Here is a 20,999-nt window from a genome sequence, read left to right as displayed (position 1 = left end):
AGGAATGGATGTAGAATGAAATTCTCAACCGTTAATGATAATGGAAAAGCAGCAGCAGGACTGATTGATCAAGATTTATTTTATTCACTAGAAGTAATTAGACAATCGAGTGAGGCGCTGAAAGGATTGCCAACTTCTTTACAGGCTTTGATTGAAGAATCCGAGACATGGCTGCCAAAGCTTCAGGAATGGGTACAAGCTGCAGAGAAAACAGAAGGTAAATCAATCGACTCTTTAACATGGCTGGCTCCTCTGCCGCGTCCGCACAAAAATATTTTTTGTGTAGGTAAAAATTACGCTGCACATGCTACTGAATTTGATGGCGGGGTAGCGCCGGAGGATATGATTGTATTTACGAAAGCTCCAACTGCAATCAATGCCCATAAACAAGCTGTGCCTCTTCATACAGAAGTAACGAATGAACTGGACTATGAAGGGGAATTGGCTATTGTAATCGGCAAAAAAGGAACCTCTATTTCCCGTGATAAAGCTTATAATCATATTTTTGGTTATACCATCCTAAACGATATTACAGCAAGAGATTTGCAATCAAAACATCAGCAATATTTCCTGGGAAAAAGCCTGGATGGTACGTGTCCAATGGGTCCATGGATTGTTTCAAAAGATCATGTGCCACATCCGTATGATCTGGAAATTAAAACAAAAGTAAACGGGGAAACAAGGCAGCATGCCAGAACGTCATTATTTTTGTTTCCAATTGACGAAATCATCGCTACTATTTCGAAGGGAATTACGCTGGAGCCTGGCGACATTATTGCGACCGGTACACCGGCAGGAGTAGGAAAAGGGTTTAAACCACCGCGTTATTTAAAAGACGGGGATGTGATTGAAATAACTATAGAATCGATTGGGACTTTAAAATCTATCATTTCTAAATAAATTGTAAATACATAATGTTCGTAGAATACAACCTAGTATGCTACTATTATGTTGAATATTGCTGAAAGTGGGGGGATTTTATGAGCGGGTCTACTTATGAACATATTTTTATGTGGGTATTATCTATTGTTGTGTTCTTAGTATCTTTAAAAATGACAGGTAAAAATTTAAAAATAATGATGATGATTAATAGGGTACTATACATATTAATTATTGCAACAGGTATCATGATGTTAATGAATGTTTCCAATATTAGTGGTGAATACATCGCCAAGACGATTATTGGTGTTTGGGTAATCGCTGCAATGGAAATGACAAACGTGAAGCGATCAAAAGGAAAGAATCACAAATCTTTCTTCATCCAGTTTTGGATTGCGTTTGTTTTAGTGTTATTGCTAGGCTTTAGATTACCTATTGGTATTCAATTATTCGGATAAGCAGTGGCTCAGTCGATAGAGACTGGGCTTTTTTTTATTTAATCTAATTCCTAATTTATTATAATAAAAGGTTTTTTCATTTTACTTCTAGAATTAATTTAAATTCAGAAGGGAGATGAAGTTCTTGAGATTTACGGAACGTACCTTGAGAATTTTTAAATATGCAGAAATAGAAGCCAAAAGGACAACTAATATCATTTATCCAGTTCATTTAGTATTAGGAATGTTGCTTGAAAGGACAGGTGTCTGTGCTGAGCTATCTATTAAGAATCCAGAACTTCGGGAGCTATTAGTTAAGCGGATTAAAGAAGTGTACTCGAATACTTACGAACATGGAATCAGTTATGAGCCCTTTAAAATGAACATTTCTTTATCGACTAATCAGGTGTTAATACATGCAAGTAACCGAATGAAACGCTTTAACCAGATTTATTTAAATGAAGGACATCTTTCTGATGCAATATTTAAAAGTAAGGATTTTTCAACCTATTCCATATTGGATGGCTTAGATGTTTCCAGCATACTTGGAATAATGTCTTCCCCGAGAGATATGGCTGTTCCTCTGAAGGATTATGAATTCCCAAGTATTTTAACAAGTAATATAAATTATCGGAAAGCGGAGCCAAATGATGCCGCATCGTTAAAAGTCTTTGTGGAAAGTGAATTTGGAGCTAGGTGGCTAGACTCAATTGAAAATGGGTTTTTAAAAGATAATATTCCTATTTTCATCGCTTTAGACGATAACCAAATTATTGGATTCGCTTGCTTTGATGTAGTAAGAAAAAGGAAGGGATTGTTCGGTCCGATGGGTACTACTCTATCAAATCGAGTCCAAGGAATAGGATTCATTCTCCTTCATCATTGTTTAAGAGAGATGCAGGAAATAGGCTATGAATATGCAATCATCGGGCAGGCTGGACCACTGGAATTTTATGAAAAAGCGTGCAATGCTGTCGTGATTCCAAGGAATTAGTGACTGTGATTTTGAACTTACAGATACTCACAGATACTTACAGAGGGAAGGGGTTAAACCTATATTTGTAAGGTGAAAACCCTTATAGTATTCAATCTTACTATTTAGACCAATGGTTACATTTTGATTGTTTTATAAAATAACGCTCGGTTCATTTTGTTATAATGAAGTTTATAAAATAATAATTTTCTCTATAGGGATATCATCCCGTGGATTAAATACTGTGAACTAGCAGCAGGTGATAATATGATTTTGGAATGTATAGTGGAAAATGAAAAAGATGCCATTAAAGCAGAGCAGCTTGGATTTAACCGTTTGGAATTAGTGTCTGCCATGTCGGAAGGCGGACTAACCCCAAGTTATGGAACAATAAAACGTGTAATCGAAAATGTGAAGATACCTGTTCAGGTGATGCTGCGACCGCATAGCTATTCTTTTGAATATGATGAGTTCGATTGGATGTCGATGAAAGAAGAGCTTCAAGCCTTTTCAGATTTGGGTGTACAAGGGATTGTATTTGGCTGCTTGAGGAACGGGAAAATCGATCAGGCTCTACTGGAGAAAGTGATAAAGGAAGTACCGCATTTTGATATTACGTTCCACAGGGCATTCGATGAACTAAAATCTCATGTAGAGGGACTTAAAGTACTTTGTCAGTACTCCCAGCATGTAAGGCGAATTCTAACTTCCGGCGGTGAAAGAAGAGCCTATGAAGGCAGGGAAACACTACAGCAGCTGATTACTTTAACAGATGTATGGTCGGGTCCTGAGATATTAATCGGCGGTGGCCTGGTTAAGGAGCATATTCAGGAATTGCATTCATTCCTGAATGCAAAGGAATACCATTTTGGGTCAGGGGTCCGAAAAGACCGTTCTTTTGCCAATGGGTTCGACACCGAAAAAATAGAGTACTTGCTCGAGTTATTTGAAAGTAAATGTCGAAGAAATACTACTCTATGATTCATAGAATATTAATTTTAGTTTATCCGGTATCTTGGATATTCAAAGAAACTATTAAAACTATATGGTCATTATGTGGATTGTCCGTTATGGTTCTATAACCTAGTGAATGAAGGTAGCTAGAAACAGTCAGAGGCAATGGCTAAGCCGCTTTTTTATTATTCAGTCAGGATAAATACTTGGTAGTTTCATATCAATTTAATAGGATAGAAGCATTTTTCTATGATAATGAAGTGTGTGAATATCATGCAACATAGCGGTGTTCATATATTTTCTTACCAAACAATGAGAAATGTTAATTGAGCTAGTTGTTCAAATGGATCTTTGATGCTGCCGCCAAATGTGCGGCTTTTTTTATTTATTACGAATATAAAACGCATCCATACATTCAGCATATTTTATTACTAAATATAATTTTTTGACAGCGAGAGGAGAAACAGTGATGCATAGAATTAAAATCGAAACAATCACTTTTTGGATAGTTACACTGTTAATGGGGGCTGCAACGATAATAATGTTCATAGAAGGTGACGGTACGAAAGGATTCATGGGTATTTTAACTTGTATAAGCTTAGTAGTATTAGGGGGGTGGCAATGGAAAGCAAAAAAGCCGCTTGACGGGCCGCTTATGATGATGACGTATTTATTTATTTTCATTTCAGTAGGTATTGGTACATTTGGCGGAGCGTACGCGATTAAGCACTTTGATGATTTCCTCCATGTTACCTCAGGTATTTGGCTTGGGTATGCAGCATTGGTACTCACTAGGCAAATAATTGGTGAGAAGCTTACACAAAAATTGCCGAAAGCGTTTCTGGCTAGTATCATGGTTATCTTTGCGCTTTGCCTAGCTGGTGCATGGGAGCTGCTCGAGTTTGCGGGCGATCAATTATTTCATTTTACCGCTCAAGGGCGAGATCATAAGGATACGATGTTTGATATGATGGATGGATTGATTGGTGGGATTATTAGCGCAGTTTTTTACCTTATCATCAGAAAATAATAAATGAAGTCGGCCGCATGATTGTGGCCGGCATTTTTACTATTTTGGAATACTCGCTTGAGTTCATTAGATACGTTGATTTAAGAAGGATTAACACTAATTATGTTGAAATTATAATATTGAGGTTCGGTAATAGAAGAAGGATATTGTCTTTAGTTTTTAGAATTAAAACCTTTTATTTTGACAGGGGAATCATATGAAAAAAATCATGCTTATTGGTTCTGGAGGTTCAGGGAAATCAACTTTAGCAAGACAACTAGGTGAAAAGTTGAATATAAATGTCTATCATCTTGATTCATTATTTTGGAAACCTAAATGGGTAGGCGTTCCTAAAGAGGAACAAATACAGGTTCAATATGAGTTAGTAACAAAAGAATATTGGATTATTGATGGTAATTACAGTAGCACGATGGATATAAGGATAAATGCAGCCGATACGATAATCTTTCTTGATATACCGAGAACAATCTGCATTTACAGAGCATTTAAAAGAATGTTCCAATATCAAAATAAAACAAGACCAGATATGGGAGAAGGCTGTGAGGAGAGATTTTCTTTCGAGTTTTTAAAATGGATCTGGGAATATCCAAAAAAGCAAAAAACCAAAACGGTATCTGTAAGTGCAGTAATTAAGATGATAATGAATAGCTTATATGTAAAAGTTGGATGGATGGGATGGTGTCTATTCTCTTTCCGCAGCATAGAAAACTTTTTTATTGATATTGGTTAAATTGTTCAAAGTAGATTTTAAACAAGAATATGCTTACGGTTAATGAAAGAAAATTTCCTGACTTATGATGTGGGAGGATACTGATGAGTATGGAGACTGAGTATTTAAGGATTATTAAGGAACGATTTAAAAGTGTTAAAAGTCTTGGAGATAAAGCAATTTCACAATTATCAGAAGAAGATATACATTGGGCTTTAAATGAGGAATCCAATAGTGTAGCTGTTATCGTACAGCATTTAAGCGGCAATATGGTATCTAGATGGACCGATTTCTTGAATTCGGATGGAGAGAAGCCTAATCGGAATCGGGAACAGGAATTTATAACTCATCTTTTAACAAAGGATGAAATGATCGGTATTTTAGAAGACGGATGGAATACTCTCTTTAAAGCATTACATAATTTAGGCGGTGAAGATTTATTAAAGAAAGTATATATACGTGCGGAAAGCCATTTGGTAATAGACGCTATTGAGAGACAATTAGCTCATTATGCGTATCACATTGGACAAATCGTCTATATAGGTAAACAAATAAAGAGTAAAGAGTGGGAAAGTCTTAGTATACCAAAAGGCCAATCAGAAGCTTATTTGCAGCAAATGCTGAAAAAACATCAATCCTGAAATAGGGTATCCTCCTAATAAAACCCCTCTAAAAAGTAATTTGCCTATAGCAGACAGCCTTTCACTTGAAGTAAACAGTATATAACCTAAAGTGCTCACGAGCTGAAAGTACTTTAGGTTATCACGATTTAAAATGGATTGGAGATGTGTGAAAATGAAATGAGCTGCCAGTGTCCTTAATCCTTGTTCTTTACTAATTTTTCAATGATCATTCGTTTTCCAGTATTCAGGGTAAATTCAAAGCGGTTTTGTTCTTTGTTGTGCTCGTTAAAATGGTGGTGGACAGAGCAGATATAATCACCATTATCAAAAATGAAAAAGTTCGTGCCTGATGACTGGGCTGTAGATGAAAAGGATAATTGGTTATAGCCATAGATACAGTCATAAGCAGAGAAATCCATGCTGTTTAACGTCGTGATGAATTGAAAGAAAGCATCATCCCTTAATTCCTCCAGTAATCGTTCCAAAGAGTATTGTAAATTTTTTTTAATACGAACCTGGTCTTCATCTTTTATAAAAATAAGCTCTTTGCCCGATAAAAGCTTCCCGTCTTCTACTAATGTCCCTTTTCTCCAACGATTATTACGATAAATGGATATCTCATTATTCATATATTCCTCAAGTGGGTATGCCTCATCTGTTTCTTCATCGAAGAAGACCCATTGATCATTGATGTTTTCAAAGATTCCTTCTGTATATGCTCGCAGCTGTTTACTTAATAGTTGATTTCTAAGTTGATTTTTCATTTGTGCGCCTCCAAGTGCAGATAAAAGAGTCTATGTAGAACTCAAATTACTGCATATCCGTTTTGTAATGATAAAATTTATGGCACTGTTTTCTATTTCTTAACATAAGCATCTTCTTTTATAACCCCACCCCTTAAAGTTGGACAATTAACAACTTTGTGTAAGATGCATATCATGTTAGCAGGAATGGGCCATTTGCTTGTTTGAAAGGATGATGCATTTTGTGCGGTATTACTGGCTGGGTTGAATTTAATCGATCTATTGATCAAGAGAAAGAGATTCTCATTAAAATGACAAATACACTCTCAAAACGTGGACCGGATGACACGAATATTTGGGATAGCCAACATGTCGGTTTGGGACATAAAAGGCTCATTGTGGTGGATCCGCTCTGTGGAAAACAACCTATGATCCGTGAAAAAAATGGGAATCAATTTGTACTATGCTACAATGGTGAACTTTACAATACTGAGGATATTCGAAAAGAACTACTATTAAAAGGATATTCATTTACTGGCCATTCGGACACCGAAGTTCTGTTAACTGCCTATATAGAATGGCAAGAAAAATGCGTGGATTTTTTTAATGGGATATTTGCCTTTGCGATTTGGGATGAAGCCAAACAACAATTATTTGTGGCAAGGGATCGATTAGGGGTGAAACCTTTTTTTTATTCCCTGAAAAATGGCCAATTTTTGTTTGGTTCTGAAATAAAAGCTATTATGGCTCACCCGGCAGTCAAGCCGGTTTTGACAAGAGAAGGACTTGCAGAAATATTCGGACTTGGTCCATCTCGATCACCTGGTTCAGGGGTTTTTAAAAATATTCACGAACTCCGCCCAGGACATACCTTAACCTTTAATAGAGAAGGACTTAAAATTAACCGATATTGGAATGTGAAGAGTGAAACACATCAGGAGAGTCTGGATGAAACCGTAGAAAAGGTCCGTTTTCTAGTGACGGATGCTGTAAAAAGACAATTGGTTTCAGATGTTCCGTTATGTACATTCCTATCAGGCGGACTTGATTCAAGTGCCATTACAGCAATCGCAGCCAAGCAATATCAGATGGATGGGAAACCTGCTCTTAATACGTATTCGATTGATTATGAGGATAATGCTGCCCATTTTCAAGCGAATGAATTCCAGCCCAATGCGGATGGACATTGGATTGAACTAATGAATCAGGAATTTGGTACGAAACATCACTATTGTGTCATCAGTCAAGAAGAACTGATAAATAATTTGGGAGAGGCCGTAATTGTAAAAGATTTACCGGGAATGGCAGATATCGATTCTTCCTTGCTTTGGTTTTGCAGAAAAATCAAAGAGGACTATGTCGTCGGTCTTTCTGGAGAATGTGCGGATGAGATTTTTGGAGGCTATCCATGGTTTCATAATCCTGAACAATTATCAAACGATACTTTTCCATGGATGCGCTCTATCCATGAACGAAATCAATTACTTAGACAAGAATGGAGAAAAAAGCTATCTCTTGAAGAGTATGTAAAGCATAAATATCAAGAAAGCCTACAGGAGACACCTTTGCTTTCGGGAGAATCCGACTTGGAAACAAAAAGAAGGCAGTTATTTTATTTGAATATGACCTGGTTTATGACCAATCTATTGGATCGTAAAGACCGAATGAGTATGGGAGCAAGTTTAGAGGTACGTGTTCCATTTGCAGATCATCGTCTAGTGGAATATGCTTGGAATATACCGTGGGATATGAAAATGGCCGGTAACCGGGAAAAGGGAATTCTAAGGAAAGCCTTGAAGGGGATCCTGCCAGAAGATGTTTTATACAGAAAGAAAAGCCCATATCCGAAAACGCATAATCCTCTTTATACAAAGCTTGTGAAGGATTGGCTTGAGGAATTATTAGAGGATGGGGATTCCCCGCTATTCGAATTCTTCGATAGAGATCAGCTGAAAGCCCTTGTTGATACTGGAGGATCTTCATTTAAAAAGCCATGGTATGGGCAATTGATGTCCGGTCCGCAATTACTTGCTTATTTAATTCAAGTGCATATATGGTTTAAGCATTACAATATTATTTTGGAGGATTCATAAGTAAAACGAAGGCTGCCAATACCATGGCAGCCTTTTCTCGTGCAAAATACGGTATAACTGAAGAATCTCGTTATGTAATTTATATTTTACATTATGGAATATATATGTTACTTTAACATCGAGGTGTATTATGGAAAATTTAGTAAAAGTTGCTCGTGTAAGAGTAGGCTTGACGCAACAGCAATTGGCTGAAGCTGTTGGTATTACAAGACAAACGGTTAGTCTTATTGAGAAAGGGAGATACAACCCATCATTAAAGCTATGCTTGCAAATTTGCTATACAGTAAATACAAAATTAGATGAAATCTTTTGGATTGAAAAGGAGGATATTGAATGAAAAAGATTACAGATGAGAGGCTTATCTTCAAAAATTTACAAAATATTAAAATAGCTTATATCATACAAACACTTGGTATTCTATGTATACTTGGATACGATTTTTTTCAGGGCGGCCTTGAAAAAATGCGTTCAAATCCTCTTTGGTTTTTATTTATATTAACTTCTGTTGTGTCTGCTTATTTATCAATGAGTGTGAGTATCGAATATGAAAAAGAAAACATTAATCCTAAAAAATCATTTATGATAAGTTTAATAGTATTGACAGCTATTGTAGTCATTTCTGCCTCTCTCATTTCAATTACACCTGGCTATGGATGGGGGGAAGGTCTGCTTGTAGGAGGTGTTATTTTTATCTGTGGTCTTACACCTTCGTATTATGTTTACCGGCTAAGAATGAAATAAGGAAATAATTTTGTAGATGAATAAGTATATAGAGATATGGTTTAGCAGCTTTATAAGGTCTAAGAAAAAAGTGATTCTACATAAAAAAATATGAGACGGAGGTAGTATATTGATTGATTTCTCTTTTTGCTTCAGTCAAAACGAAAGTGAGAAGATAATTAATCGCTTTGGGCTGGATTTTTATAAGAAAGTCTTGTTAGATCTTGTATATTATGCTGACAAGTGGGATTTAACAGCTATGCAATTCATTCCGTCTTATTCCGCAAAGGTAGTGTTTAAATGTCAGTCTAAAAAATATGGTGATGTGGTCCTGAAACTAGGTGATCCTTCTTTAGGAGAGATTGTTACAGAATATCATACATTATGTCAATATCATGCGCAGGGATTTTGTGGAGTAATTGAAGCGGACATTGAAAATGGTGTCATTCTTGAAGCCTGTATACAGCCTGGAACATCTTTGAGAGAAGAGAATTCACTTGGAAAAAGATTATCTGTTTTTTGTCACCTTTACAAAGGACTTCATATCTTCCCATCTAAATCTGTGGTTTATCCTAGTTATATGCAATGGCTCGATCGAATAACAAATTACATGAGCAAACAAAAAGATTGTAGAGAGCTATATTTATGTATGAAAAAAGCGAGAAATATTTATTTATCGATTTCAACTATGTATTCTGAAAAGGCGTTGCTTCATGGTGATTTACATCATGACAATATCCTTCTTGGTATGGATGGAGAATATATAATTATTGATCCTAAAGGTGTCATCGGTGACCCAGTGTTTGATGTTCCGCGTTTTATATTAAATGAATTTGATAATGAAAAAGATAGGAAAACGTATAAGAAAATAAACTATATCATTGGAGTTTTAGAAAAAGAGCTTACTATCCCAGATTCTATTATAAGACAATGCCTATATGTCGAAACTCTTATGAGCGTGTGTTGGTGTATAGAGGATGGTGGAGAATATTCAAGTGTTAAGAAAGATATTATATTAGCAGAAGCTGTGTTGAATAGCTGCTCTTTAAATCTCTGAACTAAATAGAAAGTTATTGGAGGATTAATCCATTATACTAGAAGAAAAACAGAATGAAACAATATATATAAAGCCGGAAACCTTCAGAGTAAATTTAGTCTCCAAGGCTCCCGGCCATTATATTACTTGAATATATGGTTAATGACTTCATCCATAGACATTGTACTATCCACTTCAAATACGCCAGGTTTCAGTTTGTTTTCCAACTTCCTGCTTTCGATCGTTTTCGTAAAGCTAGAAGCGTCTTTAATGATTTTTCCTTTAACCAACGCTTGAGCAACATCAATACTAGTCATTCCGCTAGCTACATTGATTACTGTTTTGTAGACAACTTGTTGATCCTGCTGATTAGAGTTTTCTTTTGCAGTTTGCTCTGCTTTTTGCAGTTCAGCGGAGTATTCGTCCTCTGTTTTTATAACATATCCCAAAGAAGATAGCTCATTTTTCATTTCATCTTCTGTCATTTCTTTAGTAACGGTATTTTTTGGAGATTCTGCAGCTTGAGTAACCGTTTCTTCCTCAGAGGAGGAAAAATATACGGCGCCGCATACACCTGCTGCCACAATAATCCCTGCAGCAAAGCTACTCAGAACTTTAGGCGTCATTGGCTATTTTCCTCCTTCTTTGGCTAGGACCTTCGTATGGAGCAAGCAGTTCTACTACTTCGTTCTCCGTAAGTTTGTGCATAGAGGCAATACTTTTAGTGGAATAGCCGCGCTTATATAAGTCCAGCATTTTCACCATAACTTGGCGTTCTTCAGAGTGATGACCCATGATGCCAGCTTCCTGAGCAGTAACCTCTGCATTTAATTCTAATTTATTGATTTGCTCCTGCAGTTTGTTCGTTTCATCGAGCATGACTGCATAATAACTGTCTAACTGTTTTTTTTCCTCTTTCGTTTGCTTTTTCATTTTCATAAATGAAATAAGAAGTAAAACGACAGCTGTACTAAATAAGATAACTAAAGCTAGATTCATTTGTCTTAAATCCTCCTATAAAAATACTCTACTTATTATACATGTAAAAATAGCATTTACGACAGAAATTGCCCAAAAGAAAAAAATTTGTAATCTTCTTTTCAAAAAAAGTGCTCTTTAACAAGCGATATGGATGACTGTTATACATAACTTGTTATTTTATTGGTAATATAGTGAATATTTAGGTGTGAGTTAAAGCAGGTAAGTTATAGATAAGTTTCATTTAATAGGAGGAAGGCAATGGTTAGATTGGAAGAAATGAAATCAGATGAGTTTCAAAATTATCAAGTTATGCAATTAAAAACTATGCAAATGAACACGTAAAGGCTGGTAATTGGAAGGAGGCAGAAGCAATTGATCAGGCTGCTGCAGAATTTAAAAGGTTATTACCTGATGGAAAAGATACCGCTAATCATCACCTATTCTCTATTCGTGAGGAAGAGAGAGAAGTAGGTATGATTTGGCTTGCTCAGCTTTCAACGATTAATATTTGGAAGGATAATCAAGGACTTGGTTATGGAAAAGAGGCAATGTAAGAAATTAAAATCTTCGCCCAAAATCAGGGTCTTAACTATATAGGGCTTCACGTCTTTGGTCACAATAAGTGGGCACGAGATTTATATGAGAAATTAGGATATATAGAAACGGATATTATCATGAGGAAAAAATTAAGATAAAAACAGTCCTTAAGTGGAGTATTTGTATCTATGGTAAGTTTTATAGAGATAATTGCTGAAGAATGGAAAGCATTTTGTTGAAAAAAGCCGCCCAAAAACAGGCGGCTTTATAGATACTTTATTTAGAAACAGAAAGAATCGTATATCCGTCTTCGGCAAGTGTAATCTGACCTTTATCATTCCACTGACTTTTAGAATCCATGTAAAGTGGCTTAGCACTCTTCCATTCTTTCAAAGAAATAGACTTTGATTGTTTGCCAAGATTAATGCACACATAGGCAAGAGAGTCAGAGCTTTCTCTTTTATACATAACTACATCAGGATCATGAGCTACAAAGAGAAGATCACCTTCATTGGCGAGGACCTTATGATCTTTACGTAAGTTAATTAAGGATTGCACATGCTTACGAAGCTCGAGGTCTTGATTTTTGTCCTCCCAAGGCATACATTTACGGCAGCCGGGATCATCTTCACCATCTAGTCCAATTTCATCGCCATAATAAATGCATGGCGTTCCCGTAAAGGTAAGTAATATCGTGAAAATTTGTTTGATTTTATCAAGATTACCTTCACATTCTGTTAAAATCCTAGGTGTGTCATGGCTTCCGATTAAATTGAAGGCCGCCATATTCACAATATGTGGATACATATGATAAACCTTCGTCATTTTTTCAGCAAACTGTGTAGGTGTGATGGTGCTTTTGGCGAAAATTTCCAATATTGCAGTTAAGAATGGATAGTTCATTACAGCATCAAATTGGTCTCCACGCAGCCACGGCATGGAATCATGCCAAATTTCGCCGAGTATGTATGCATCCTCTTTTTCAGATCTGACTGCTTTACGGAAATCACGCCAGAAATCAAAATCTACTTCATTGGCTACATCTAGTCTCCAGCCATCAATATTGCATTCACGGATCCAATACTTAGCCACATTTAGCAAGTATTCTTTTACTTCTGGATTCTTTGTATTTAATTTTGGCATTGTTTCTACAAAACCAAAGGCATCATAGTTGAGATTTTCTTCAACCATTGGAAGGCTGCGCGTATGGAACCAATCCTTATACTTGGAATCCTCTCCTTTTTCTAATACATCCTGGAATGGCTTGAAATGATAGCCGCTATGATTAAATACCGCATCAAGCATGACCCTTATACCGCGCTTGTGGCTTTCTTCAACGAGTCGTTTTAATGTTTCCTTCGTTCCAAATTGAGGGTCAAGCTCCATATAATCAATGGTGTCATATTTATGGTTGGAATAAGCATGAAATACAGGGGTGAAATAAATTCCAGTAATGCCTAAATCCTTGAGATAATCTAAATGATCGATGACCCCTGCCAAGTCACCGCCAAAGAAATTGGTTGGTGTCGGTGCGGCACTTCCCCATGGCAAAGTACCTTTAGGATTTAATTTTGCATCCCCGTTTGCAAACCGTTCGGGGAAGATTTGGTACCAAACAGTATCTTTAACCCACTCTGGTGCGCTGAATACTTCTGTATGATGAAGATATGGTAAAGCAAAGAGAAGGCCGACTTTAGGAAGTTCCTCGTAAAAACCTTTTTCAGAATAATAGGCTGTTTTAGCATTCTTATCTGTTAAACGGAAAGTATAGCGAGCTCGGCGGTGAGGAAGATCAATGGTAGAACGCCAATAATCATACAGTTCATCACTGCCGGTATAGTCCATATTTTTTGCTTTGTAAATCCATTCACTGCCCTGAAAATCATAGGGATCACCATATAGTAACTCCATCTTTTCAATATCATCTTTTTTACTCATGATCATAATCGTAATGGAGTTTAATGATGAACTATACATAAATTGATCTCTTGCAAAGTGAATAACAGATGCTTTTTCCATGTAACCTTTCTCCTCTCAATATACAAGTGAATATTAATGCAAACGCTTGCGCCTTCTATTCATTAACTATATCAGTTAATGATAAATTTTCAATCTCGAAAATTTTAGATAATAACAATGTGTTTTTACCCATAAAACGATGTAAAATAACTTAATAAATAATTCACAATTTTATTATTGTTAAATTTTGATAAATAAGTATAATAAAGGTGTTGAGTCTGCAATCGTTTTCATTAGAAAATTAATACAAAAATTATATTTGAACATCAAGTGCATTCTTATGTGCAAACGTTTGTTTACTTAGCGATATTATAAGAGGAGGGGTTGACCCATGAAAAAAGCATACTCCATGTTAATGGTGCTCATGCTCGTAATTGGCGTACTGGCTGCTTGTGGACCAGACAGAGAGAAAGAAACAGGCAGTAAGGAAGATACGAATACGGATAAACCTGAAAAACTAGTCATTTGGGAAGATACAGATAAAGGACCTGGCTTAGAGCCGGCTATAAAAGCATTTGAAAAAGAGCATGGAATTAAAGTTGAATATAAAGAAATGGGTATGGCAGATAAGATTCGTGAACAAATCAGATTGGATGGACCAGCTGGAAAAGGTCCGGATGTTATCACATTGCCGCATGATCAAATTGGTCAATTAGCTATTGAAGGTGTATTAGCTGAACTAAAAGTAGACCAAAGTGTAATCGATACTTTTACAGAATCTTCTGTTCAGGCACAAACCTATGATGGTAAATTATATGGCTTGCCAAAAGCTACTGAAACACCAGTCTTTATTTATAACAAGAAACTTATGGAAAAACCGCCTGCAACAATGGATGAATTATATACATTTGCAAAAGAGAACACAAAAGGCAAAACATATGGATTTACAGCTAAATGGGATGATTTTTATCATGCATATGGTGTAATTGGCGGTATGGGTGGTTATGTGTTTGGAGAAAAAGATGGATCTCTAAACCGTGATGATTTAGGACTAAATAATGAAGGTGCAATTGAAGGCGCTGAATTTATTGCTAAATGGTATAAAGAAGGCCTGTTCCCTAAAGGGATTATTGGAGAAAGCGGCGGTTCAGCACAGGATGGTTTATTTAATGAAGGAAAACTGGCTTCCGTACAAAATGGACCTTGGGCTTTCCAAGGATATAAAGATGCAGGTATAGATATTGGAGCAACTGCATTGCCGACACTTCCAAATGGAGAACACATGAAAACCTTCATGGGTGTTAAAGGATGGCACGTGTCAGCTTACTCTAAAAATACAGATTGGGCTACTAAATTGGTTGAACACTTAACTAATTATGATAGCGCGAAAGTTCGTTATGAAAAAACACAGGAGATTCCTCCGGTTAAAAAATTGATTGAAGATCCAATTATTGCTGACAATGAATTTTCTAAAGCAGTAGCAGAGCAATCCCAATATGCGATTCCAATGCCTAATATACCAGAAATGGGAGAAGTTTGGTCCCCGATGGCAGCGGCTTTAGAGACAATCGCAACTGGTAAAGCAGATGCTAAATCTGCAATGGATGAGGCAGCGAAGACAATCAAAACAAATATTGATACCAACCATAAAAAATAATGCTAGGTAAGGGTTAGGCGGTATCCAATTATTCTGGATATGGCCTATCCTTTTATAACAAGGTATTGGTTATATTGCATTTTAGTGAAAACTCGGGAAGAGACTTTCTCTTTGTTCATCTTCCCTTTAGAAAGTTTGTTTCTGGGCTTTCACAGAATATAGCCAATTCTTTTCGTAGAAAGGGGAAAAACCCACGATGGATATAATTCCTGCTCAAACAAAAACCAACTATGCTAAAAAGGCTGCTTTATTTTCGATTATTCCAGGGTTTGGACAGTTTTTTAATAAACAATACATAAAAGGAATTATCTTTCTTATTTTGACAGCCTCTTTTTTTATTGCTTTTGCAGATATGTTAAATATTGGATTTTGGGGATTGGTCACTTTAGGTGAAATTCCGAAGCTTGATCATTCTGTTATTTTATTGATAGACGGCATTCTAACGTTAATTGTAACGATTATTGGTTTAGGTATTTACGCTTTTAATATTTACGATGCTTATAACAATGGTAAAAAGAGAGACCAAGAGATTGCATTAAATTCTATACGCGAGCAATATCAAAATTTAATTGATAATGGATTCCCCTATCTAATTGTTTCTCCGGGATTTTTGTTATTAATTTTCGTTGTTATATTTCCGATTATCTTCTCTTTCCTTTTGGCATTCACAAACTATGATTTGTATCATTCCCCGCCTGCAAATCTGGTCGATTGGATTGGATTTCAGAACTTTATTGATATTTTTAAAATAGAAATATGGAGAACCACATTCTTTAAAGTGTTTGGCTGGACTATTGTATGGACATTTACAGCAACGACTTTACAAATTGCACTCGGAGTCTTTCTGGCAGTATTGGTTAATCAGAAAGATTTAAAGGGCAAGGCTATCATTAGAACCGTCCTGATTTTGCCTTGGGCCGTTCCTGCCTTTGTATCCATCCTTGTATTTTCAGGTATGTTTAATGAATCATTTGGTATTATCAATACGACGATTCTTCCGGCTCTTGGATTACCTCCAGTGGATTGGATGACGGAAGCAAACTGGACAAGACTTGCTTTAATTCTCATACAGGGCTGGTTAGGATTTCCGTTTATTTTTGCCATGACAACAGGAGTCCTTCAATCTATACCGGAGGATTTATATGAAGCGGCCACGATAGATGGGGCTAGCTTGATGCAGAAATTCAGAAAAATTACTTTACCGCTCGTTTTGTTTGCCACTGCGCCTATACTAATCACACAGTATACGTTTAATTTTAATAACTTTAATTTAATCTTTTTATTTAATAACGGAGGCCCTGCCATACCGGGTCAAAATGCGTGGGGTACGGATATATTAATTTCGTGGATTTATAGATTGACAATGACATCGGCTCAATATGGAAAAGCTGCCGCAGTTACGATGATTCTTTCACTAATTGTCATGTCTGTAGCATTATGGCAATTCAAACGGACTAAGTCTTTCCAAGAGGAGGATATGATGTAATGAAGAGTTCAAAAAAGAATAAAATGATCCGCTTAACCTTATCTTATATAGTCATAGCCATCATGTTTGCCATTGTCATCTATCCAATTCTTTGGATTATAGGCTCATCCTTTAATCCGGGGAACAGTTTGTCCGGTTCAACGATGTTTCCCAAAAATCCAACGCTCGACCATTATAAAGAGCTATTTGATATGAAAAACAGTGATTATCTGATTTGGTACTTTAACTCTCTTAAAATTAGTATTATGACAATGATTTTAACGGTTATTACGGTTTCTTTTACAGCCTATGCGTTTTCACGATATCGGTTTGTTGGGAGAAAAAATGGATTAATGACCTTTTTGATTTTACAAATGATCCCGAACTTTGCAGCCTTGATTGCCATTTATGTATTGGCCGTTCGGACAGGATTGCTGGATACACATATCGGCTTAATTTTACTGTATGTGGGTGGACAAATTCCGATGAATACGTGGTTGATGAAGGGGTATCTTGATACCATTCCACGTGAACTCGATGAAAGTGCGAAGATGGATGGAGCTGGTCATTTACGTATATTCTTCCAAATCGTCCTGCCTTTGGCAAAACCAATCATAGCGGTTGTAGCGTTATTCGCTTTTGTTGCTCCTTTCGGAGATTTTATTTTAGCGAAAATATTAATTAGCTCAAGTGATCAGTATACGATTGCAGTTGGTTTATATGAACTGGTTGGTAAGAAATTTGGAGCAGAATTCACCAAGTTTGCAGCAGGTTCGGTTTTAATTGCTATTCCAATTGCTACCCTTTTCCTATTCTTCCAAAAATACTTTGTTTCCGGATTGACGGCTGGCGGTACAAAGGGATAAGGTTATTTTGATGGGAGAAATAAGGGGGAAATTAGTATGTTAAAAAAAGTAATGGCCATTCTGCTGGCGCCGTTTATCTTACTTTCGACAATTCCAGTATCTGCGGAGGAAATAGAGGGAAGAGATTGGCAGGATGAGTCCATCTACTTCATCATGGTGGACAGATTTTATAATGGTAATACGAAAAACGATCATAGTGTGGACCTTGATAATCTTAATACATACCAAGGCGGGGATTTTGCCGGTATTATGCAAAAGTTAGATTATTTGCAGGAAATGGGCTTTACCACTATTGCACTGAATTCAATCGTTGAAAACACAGAATCAGGCTATCATGGAGATTGGGCTCTGGATTATAGAAAGATCAATGCGAATTATGGAACATTAAAGGAATTTAAACAGTTAGTGCAAGAAGCTCATAAACGTAATATGAAAGTGATCGTTGACTTTAATGCGAATCATGTCGGACCTAATCATCCATGGCTTAAGGATTCGGCAAAAGAAGATTGGTTTCATGAAAGAAAAGATGTGACCTCTGCAAGTAACCAGGAAGGGAAGCAGGCTGGATGGATAGATGGATTACCAGATTTAGCACAGGAAAATCCTGAAGTATCTGCTTACTTGCTGGATGCTGCGAAGTGGTGGATTACAGAAACCAATATTGACGGCTATCGCTTGAATGATTTGGAGTATGTTTCTGTTGATTTTTGGAGTAATTTCAGTAAAGAAATGAAATCGGTTAAAAATGATTTCTTTCTACTTGGTAATGGTACTATAGAAAATACATCTGATTTGGTTGGCCTTCAGGAATCAGGCATTGATGGTGTACTAGATAAACAACAAATGGAAGCGTTGAGAGAGGTATTTGCTAAACCGGATCAGAAGATGAATTCATTATTCACTATCTGGAATGAACGAATGCAAACGATGAGTCAGCCACATCAGTTGGGAGTTATGGTTGATACAGAAGATATACCTAGATTCACTAAGTCAATGCAGGATCATAATCAATTCCCTGGAACGAGATGGGAATTACTAATGACCCATATGTATACCATGCCTGGTATCCCAATGGTTTATTACGGATCCGAAATAGCCATGAATGGTAATGAGATACCTGATAATCGTCGTATGATGGATTTCAGAACAGATAAGGATTTAATTGAATATATTGGTAAAATAGCTGCACTGCGTAAAGAATATCCTGCTTTAAGGAAAGGCACTCTTGAACTTTTGAACGAGCAGGATGGAATGGCCGTCTACAAAAGAGAGTATGAAGACCAAATAATGATAGTTGCGATTAATAATAGCTCGAAAACAAAAACCATTCAACTTGATGCAGCTAATCTTCCAGCAAGTGAAGAGTTACGTGGCAGGCTTAATGCAGATATGGTCAGAAAAAGTAATGATACCTATTCAATTACTTTGGATCGTGAAACATCAGAAGTCTATTTGGCAGCAGAAAAAAGCGGCGTAAATTATGTATTCATTGCTGTAATCGTTTTAGTTAATATCTTGTTCTTTGGGTTCCTTTATTTGGCACGAAGAAAAGGCAAACGGCAAAACAATCATAATTGAACGAAAATGGAGGGATGTTATTTCTCTCCTTTTTTTTAATAATAATCATAGACTAGCATAAGTGAGGATGAAAGTGCTTGAATAAGAAATGGTGGAAGGAAGCAGTTTGTTATCAAATATATCCAAAGAGTTTTAAAGATTCCAATGGAGATGGGATTGGAGATTTACGAGGGGTAATTAATAAACTTGATTATTTAACCGAACTGGGGATAGATGTTATCTGGATTTGCCCTATTTATCAATCCCCCAATGCGGATAATGGTTATGATATCAGTGATTACCAAGCAATCATGGACGAGTTTGGAACGATGAAGGATTTTGACGAATTACTGGAGAAAGTTCATAAACGGGGTATGAAATTAATAATGGATCTGGTTGTTAACCATACAAGTGATGAGCACCCGTGGTTTTTAGAATCCAAAACATCAGTAGATTCACCTAAAAGAGATTGGTACATATGGAGTGATGGAAGCCCTAGTGGCCCACCGAATAATTGGGAGAGTATTTTCTCCGGCAGTGCATGGGAATATGATGTGGAAAGTGGGCAATATTATTTGCATGTATTTGCAACAAAACAGCCTGATTTGAATTGGGAGAACAAGGATATGAGAGAGGCCGTTTATAATATGGTCAATTGGTGGTTAGATAAAGGGATTGACGGATTCCGTATTGACGCTATTAGCCATATAAAAAAGAAGGCTGGTTTTCCAGATGCAGCAGGATTAGATGATAACGGGATAAAAGGTTTCAAGATGTATACGGACCAGGATGGGATTCATGATTTCCTTCAAGAATTAAAGATGAAAACATACTCAAACTATGACATTATGACGGTGGGAGAAGCAAGTGGGGTAAGAGCCGAAGATGCAGACCCCTGGGTAGAAGAGCAAAAAGGTGCTTTTGATATGGTATTTCAATTCGAGCATTTGAGCCTATGGGAAAAAGAAACTGAAGTTGATCTCGACCTTGTATCATTAAAAAGAATCCTGTCAAAATGGCAAACTGTATTACATGGTAAAGGCTGGAATGCGTTGTTCATTGAAAATCATGATAAACCACGTATTGTATCCGTACTGGGAAATGATCAGGAGTATTGGCAAGAAAGCGCTAAGATGCTAGGAACTATGTATTTCTTCATGCAGGGTACCCCTTTTATTTATCAAGGGCAGGAAATTGGCATGACAAATGTAGCCTTTCCTTCTATTAATGATTACGATGATATTAGCATGAAGAATTACTATCAGTTAGAAACTGCCAAAGGAAGAGACCATCTTGAAATTATGAAGGTAATATGGAAAAACGGACGTGATAATTCCAGAACACCAATGCAATGGGATGATTCGTTAAACGGTGGTTTTACATTAGGAATACCTTGGATGAAGGTGAATCCAAATTACCAGGAGATTAATGTAAAGCATCAGCGTCAGGATTCCAATTCGATTCTTTCCTTTTATAAAAAAATGATTCGCTTGCGCAAGCAGTATGATTGTCTTGTTTATGGTGAATATAAGCTTTACCTTGAAGATGATCCTAATGTGTACATGTACTCCAGATTTACAGATGAACAAACCGCTTTAGTAATCTGTAATTTCAATAAAGATAGTGAAGCTATTACTTTACCGGTGTTCAATGGGTTGACAGGGGAGCTAATCCTTAGTAATTATAATAATCATAGTGAAGAAACAGACGAACAGGGTAATATCTATTTATCACCATATGAATCAAGAGTCTATCTCTTCAAACAGATCGCTGAATAGGA

20 protein-coding genes are annotated in these 20,999 nt (G+C 36.6%); 16 read left to right on the top strand and 4 right to left on the bottom strand.

Annotated elements, in window-relative coordinates:
• Window positions 1-15: 15 nt before the first annotated feature.
• From AC4BHP_RS09935 to AC4BHP_RS09905, 7 genes are all read left to right on the top strand, one after another.
• Window positions 16-900 carry a fumarylacetoacetate hydrolase family protein gene (locus tag AC4BHP_RS09935; protein WP_490551968.1) on the top strand — a complete coding sequence of 295 codons (885 nt, stop codon included), beginning with the start codon at window positions 16-18 and terminating at the stop codon, window positions 898-900.
• An 80-nt stretch (window positions 901-980) separates the two neighbouring features.
• Window positions 981-1,337, top strand: a complete 357-nt coding sequence (locus tag AC4BHP_RS09930; RefSeq protein ID WP_066101632.1) for a YisL family protein — start codon at window positions 981-983, stop codon at window positions 1,335-1,337.
• A gap of 124 nt (window positions 1,338-1,461) precedes the next feature.
• On the top strand, window positions 1,462-2,310 hold the full coding sequence (locus tag AC4BHP_RS09925) for a GNAT family N-acetyltransferase (RefSeq protein ID WP_490551966.1): 849 nt from the start codon (window positions 1,462-1,464) through the stop codon (window positions 2,308-2,310).
• A 246-nt stretch (window positions 2,311-2,556) separates the two neighbouring features.
• Window positions 2,557-3,270, top strand: coding sequence for a copper homeostasis protein CutC (locus AC4BHP_RS09920; protein ID WP_490551964.1), 714 nt, complete (start codon window positions 2,557-2,559; stop codon window positions 3,268-3,270).
• Between the two features lie 442 nt (window positions 3,271-3,712).
• Window positions 3,713-4,273, top strand: a complete 561-nt coding sequence (locus AC4BHP_RS09915; protein ID WP_066101624.1) for a DUF2238 domain-containing protein — start codon at window positions 3,713-3,715, stop codon at window positions 4,271-4,273.
• 196 nt (window positions 4,274-4,469) lie between these two features.
• Entirely contained in the window at window positions 4,470-5,003 is a 534-nt protein-coding gene (locus AC4BHP_RS09910; protein ID WP_140461144.1) for a DNA topology modulation protein, read from the top strand.
• Between the two features lie 83 nt (window positions 5,004-5,086).
• Complete coding sequence (locus tag AC4BHP_RS09905) at window positions 5,087-5,623, top strand: DUF1572 family protein (protein WP_490551961.1); 537 nt, start codon at window positions 5,087-5,089, stop codon at window positions 5,621-5,623.
• Window positions 5,624-5,799: 176 nt separating this feature from the next.
• On the opposite strand, the gene AC4BHP_RS09900 is transcribed toward AC4BHP_RS09905, so the two are convergent.
• Window positions 5,800-6,369, bottom strand: a complete 570-nt coding sequence (locus tag AC4BHP_RS09900) for a DUF2777 family protein (protein ID WP_066101611.1) — start codon at window positions 6,367-6,369, stop codon at window positions 5,800-5,802.
• Between the two features lie 221 nt (window positions 6,370-6,590).
• Between AC4BHP_RS09900 and asnB the strand changes: the two genes are divergently transcribed.
• The 4 genes from asnB to AC4BHP_RS09880 all read left to right on the top strand — a co-directional run bounded on the left by asnB (window position 6,591) and on the right by AC4BHP_RS09880 (window position 10,218).
• Window positions 6,591-8,441: an asparagine synthase (glutamine-hydrolyzing) gene (asnB, locus tag AC4BHP_RS09895; RefSeq protein ID WP_490551959.1), complete on the top strand. Its 1,851-nt coding sequence runs from the start codon at window positions 6,591-6,593 to the stop codon at window positions 8,439-8,441.
• 130 nt (window positions 8,442-8,571) lie between these two features.
• Window positions 8,572-8,778, top strand: a complete 207-nt coding sequence (locus tag AC4BHP_RS09890; RefSeq protein WP_490551957.1) for a helix-turn-helix transcriptional regulator — start codon at window positions 8,572-8,574, stop codon at window positions 8,776-8,778.
• Window positions 8,775-9,182, top strand: coding sequence for a hypothetical protein (locus AC4BHP_RS09885; RefSeq protein WP_490551955.1), 408 nt, complete (start codon window positions 8,775-8,777; stop codon window positions 9,180-9,182). The genes AC4BHP_RS09890 and AC4BHP_RS09885 overlap by 4 nt, the downstream gene beginning before the upstream one ends.
• A 109-nt stretch (window positions 9,183-9,291) precedes the next feature.
• Window positions 9,292-10,218, top strand: coding sequence for an aminoglycoside phosphotransferase family protein (locus AC4BHP_RS09880; RefSeq protein WP_490551953.1), 927 nt, complete (start codon window positions 9,292-9,294; stop codon window positions 10,216-10,218).
• 122 nt (window positions 10,219-10,340) lie between these two features.
• On the opposite strand, the gene AC4BHP_RS09875 is transcribed toward AC4BHP_RS09880, so the two are convergent.
• The 3 genes from AC4BHP_RS09875 to AC4BHP_RS09865 form a co-directional block, all read right to left on the bottom strand.
• Window positions 10,341-10,823, bottom strand: a complete 483-nt coding sequence (locus AC4BHP_RS09875) for an endolytic transglycosylase MltG (protein WP_139891452.1) — start codon at window positions 10,821-10,823, stop codon at window positions 10,341-10,343.
• Window positions 10,813-11,196, bottom strand: a complete 384-nt coding sequence (locus AC4BHP_RS09870; RefSeq protein WP_139891451.1) for a hypothetical protein — start codon at window positions 11,194-11,196, stop codon at window positions 10,813-10,815. The genes AC4BHP_RS09875 and AC4BHP_RS09870 overlap by 11 nt, the downstream gene beginning before the upstream one ends.
• 795 nt (window positions 11,197-11,991) lie before the next feature.
• Entirely contained in the window at window positions 11,992-13,734 is a 1,743-nt protein-coding gene (locus tag AC4BHP_RS09865; protein ID WP_490551951.1) for a glycoside hydrolase family 13 protein, read from the bottom strand.
• A gap of 331 nt (window positions 13,735-14,065) precedes the next feature.
• Here AC4BHP_RS09865 and AC4BHP_RS09860 point away from each other — a divergent pair, with 331 nt between their 5' ends.
• The 5 genes from AC4BHP_RS09860 to AC4BHP_RS09840 all read left to right on the top strand — a co-directional run bounded on the left by AC4BHP_RS09860 (window position 14,066) and on the right by AC4BHP_RS09840 (window position 20,997).
• Window positions 14,066-15,331 (top strand): extracellular solute-binding protein, encoded by a 1,266-nt coding sequence (locus AC4BHP_RS09860; RefSeq protein ID WP_066101595.1) that lies wholly within the window; start codon window positions 14,066-14,068, stop codon window positions 15,329-15,331.
• A 196-nt stretch (window positions 15,332-15,527) separates the two neighbouring features.
• On the top strand, window positions 15,528-16,817 hold the full coding sequence (locus AC4BHP_RS09855; protein WP_066101593.1) for a carbohydrate ABC transporter permease: 1,290 nt from the start codon (window positions 15,528-15,530) through the stop codon (window positions 16,815-16,817).
• A complete protein-coding gene (locus AC4BHP_RS09850) occupies window positions 16,817-17,662 on the top strand; it encodes a sugar ABC transporter permease (RefSeq protein WP_066101590.1) in 846 nt (281 codons plus the stop codon). The genes AC4BHP_RS09855 and AC4BHP_RS09850 overlap by 1 nt, the downstream gene beginning before the upstream one ends.
• Before the next feature lie 36 nt (window positions 17,663-17,698).
• Window positions 17,699-19,240, top strand: a complete 1,542-nt coding sequence (locus AC4BHP_RS09845) for an alpha-amylase family glycosyl hydrolase (protein WP_139891449.1) — start codon at window positions 17,699-17,701, stop codon at window positions 19,238-19,240.
• 77 nt (window positions 19,241-19,317) lie between these two features.
• The gene (locus AC4BHP_RS09840) at window positions 19,318-20,997 is read left to right on the top strand and encodes a glycoside hydrolase family 13 protein (RefSeq protein ID WP_490551947.1); all 1,680 of its coding nucleotides are present in this window, start codon (window positions 19,318-19,320) and stop codon (window positions 20,995-20,997) included.
• The last annotated feature ends 2 nt before the right edge of the window (window positions 20,998-20,999 follow it).

The sequence above is a fragment of the Pradoshia sp. Z4_20 genome, assembly GCF_058216035.1.
Note: the sequence above shows the minus strand (reverse complement) of the source record. Positions and strands in the feature narration are given on the sequence as shown.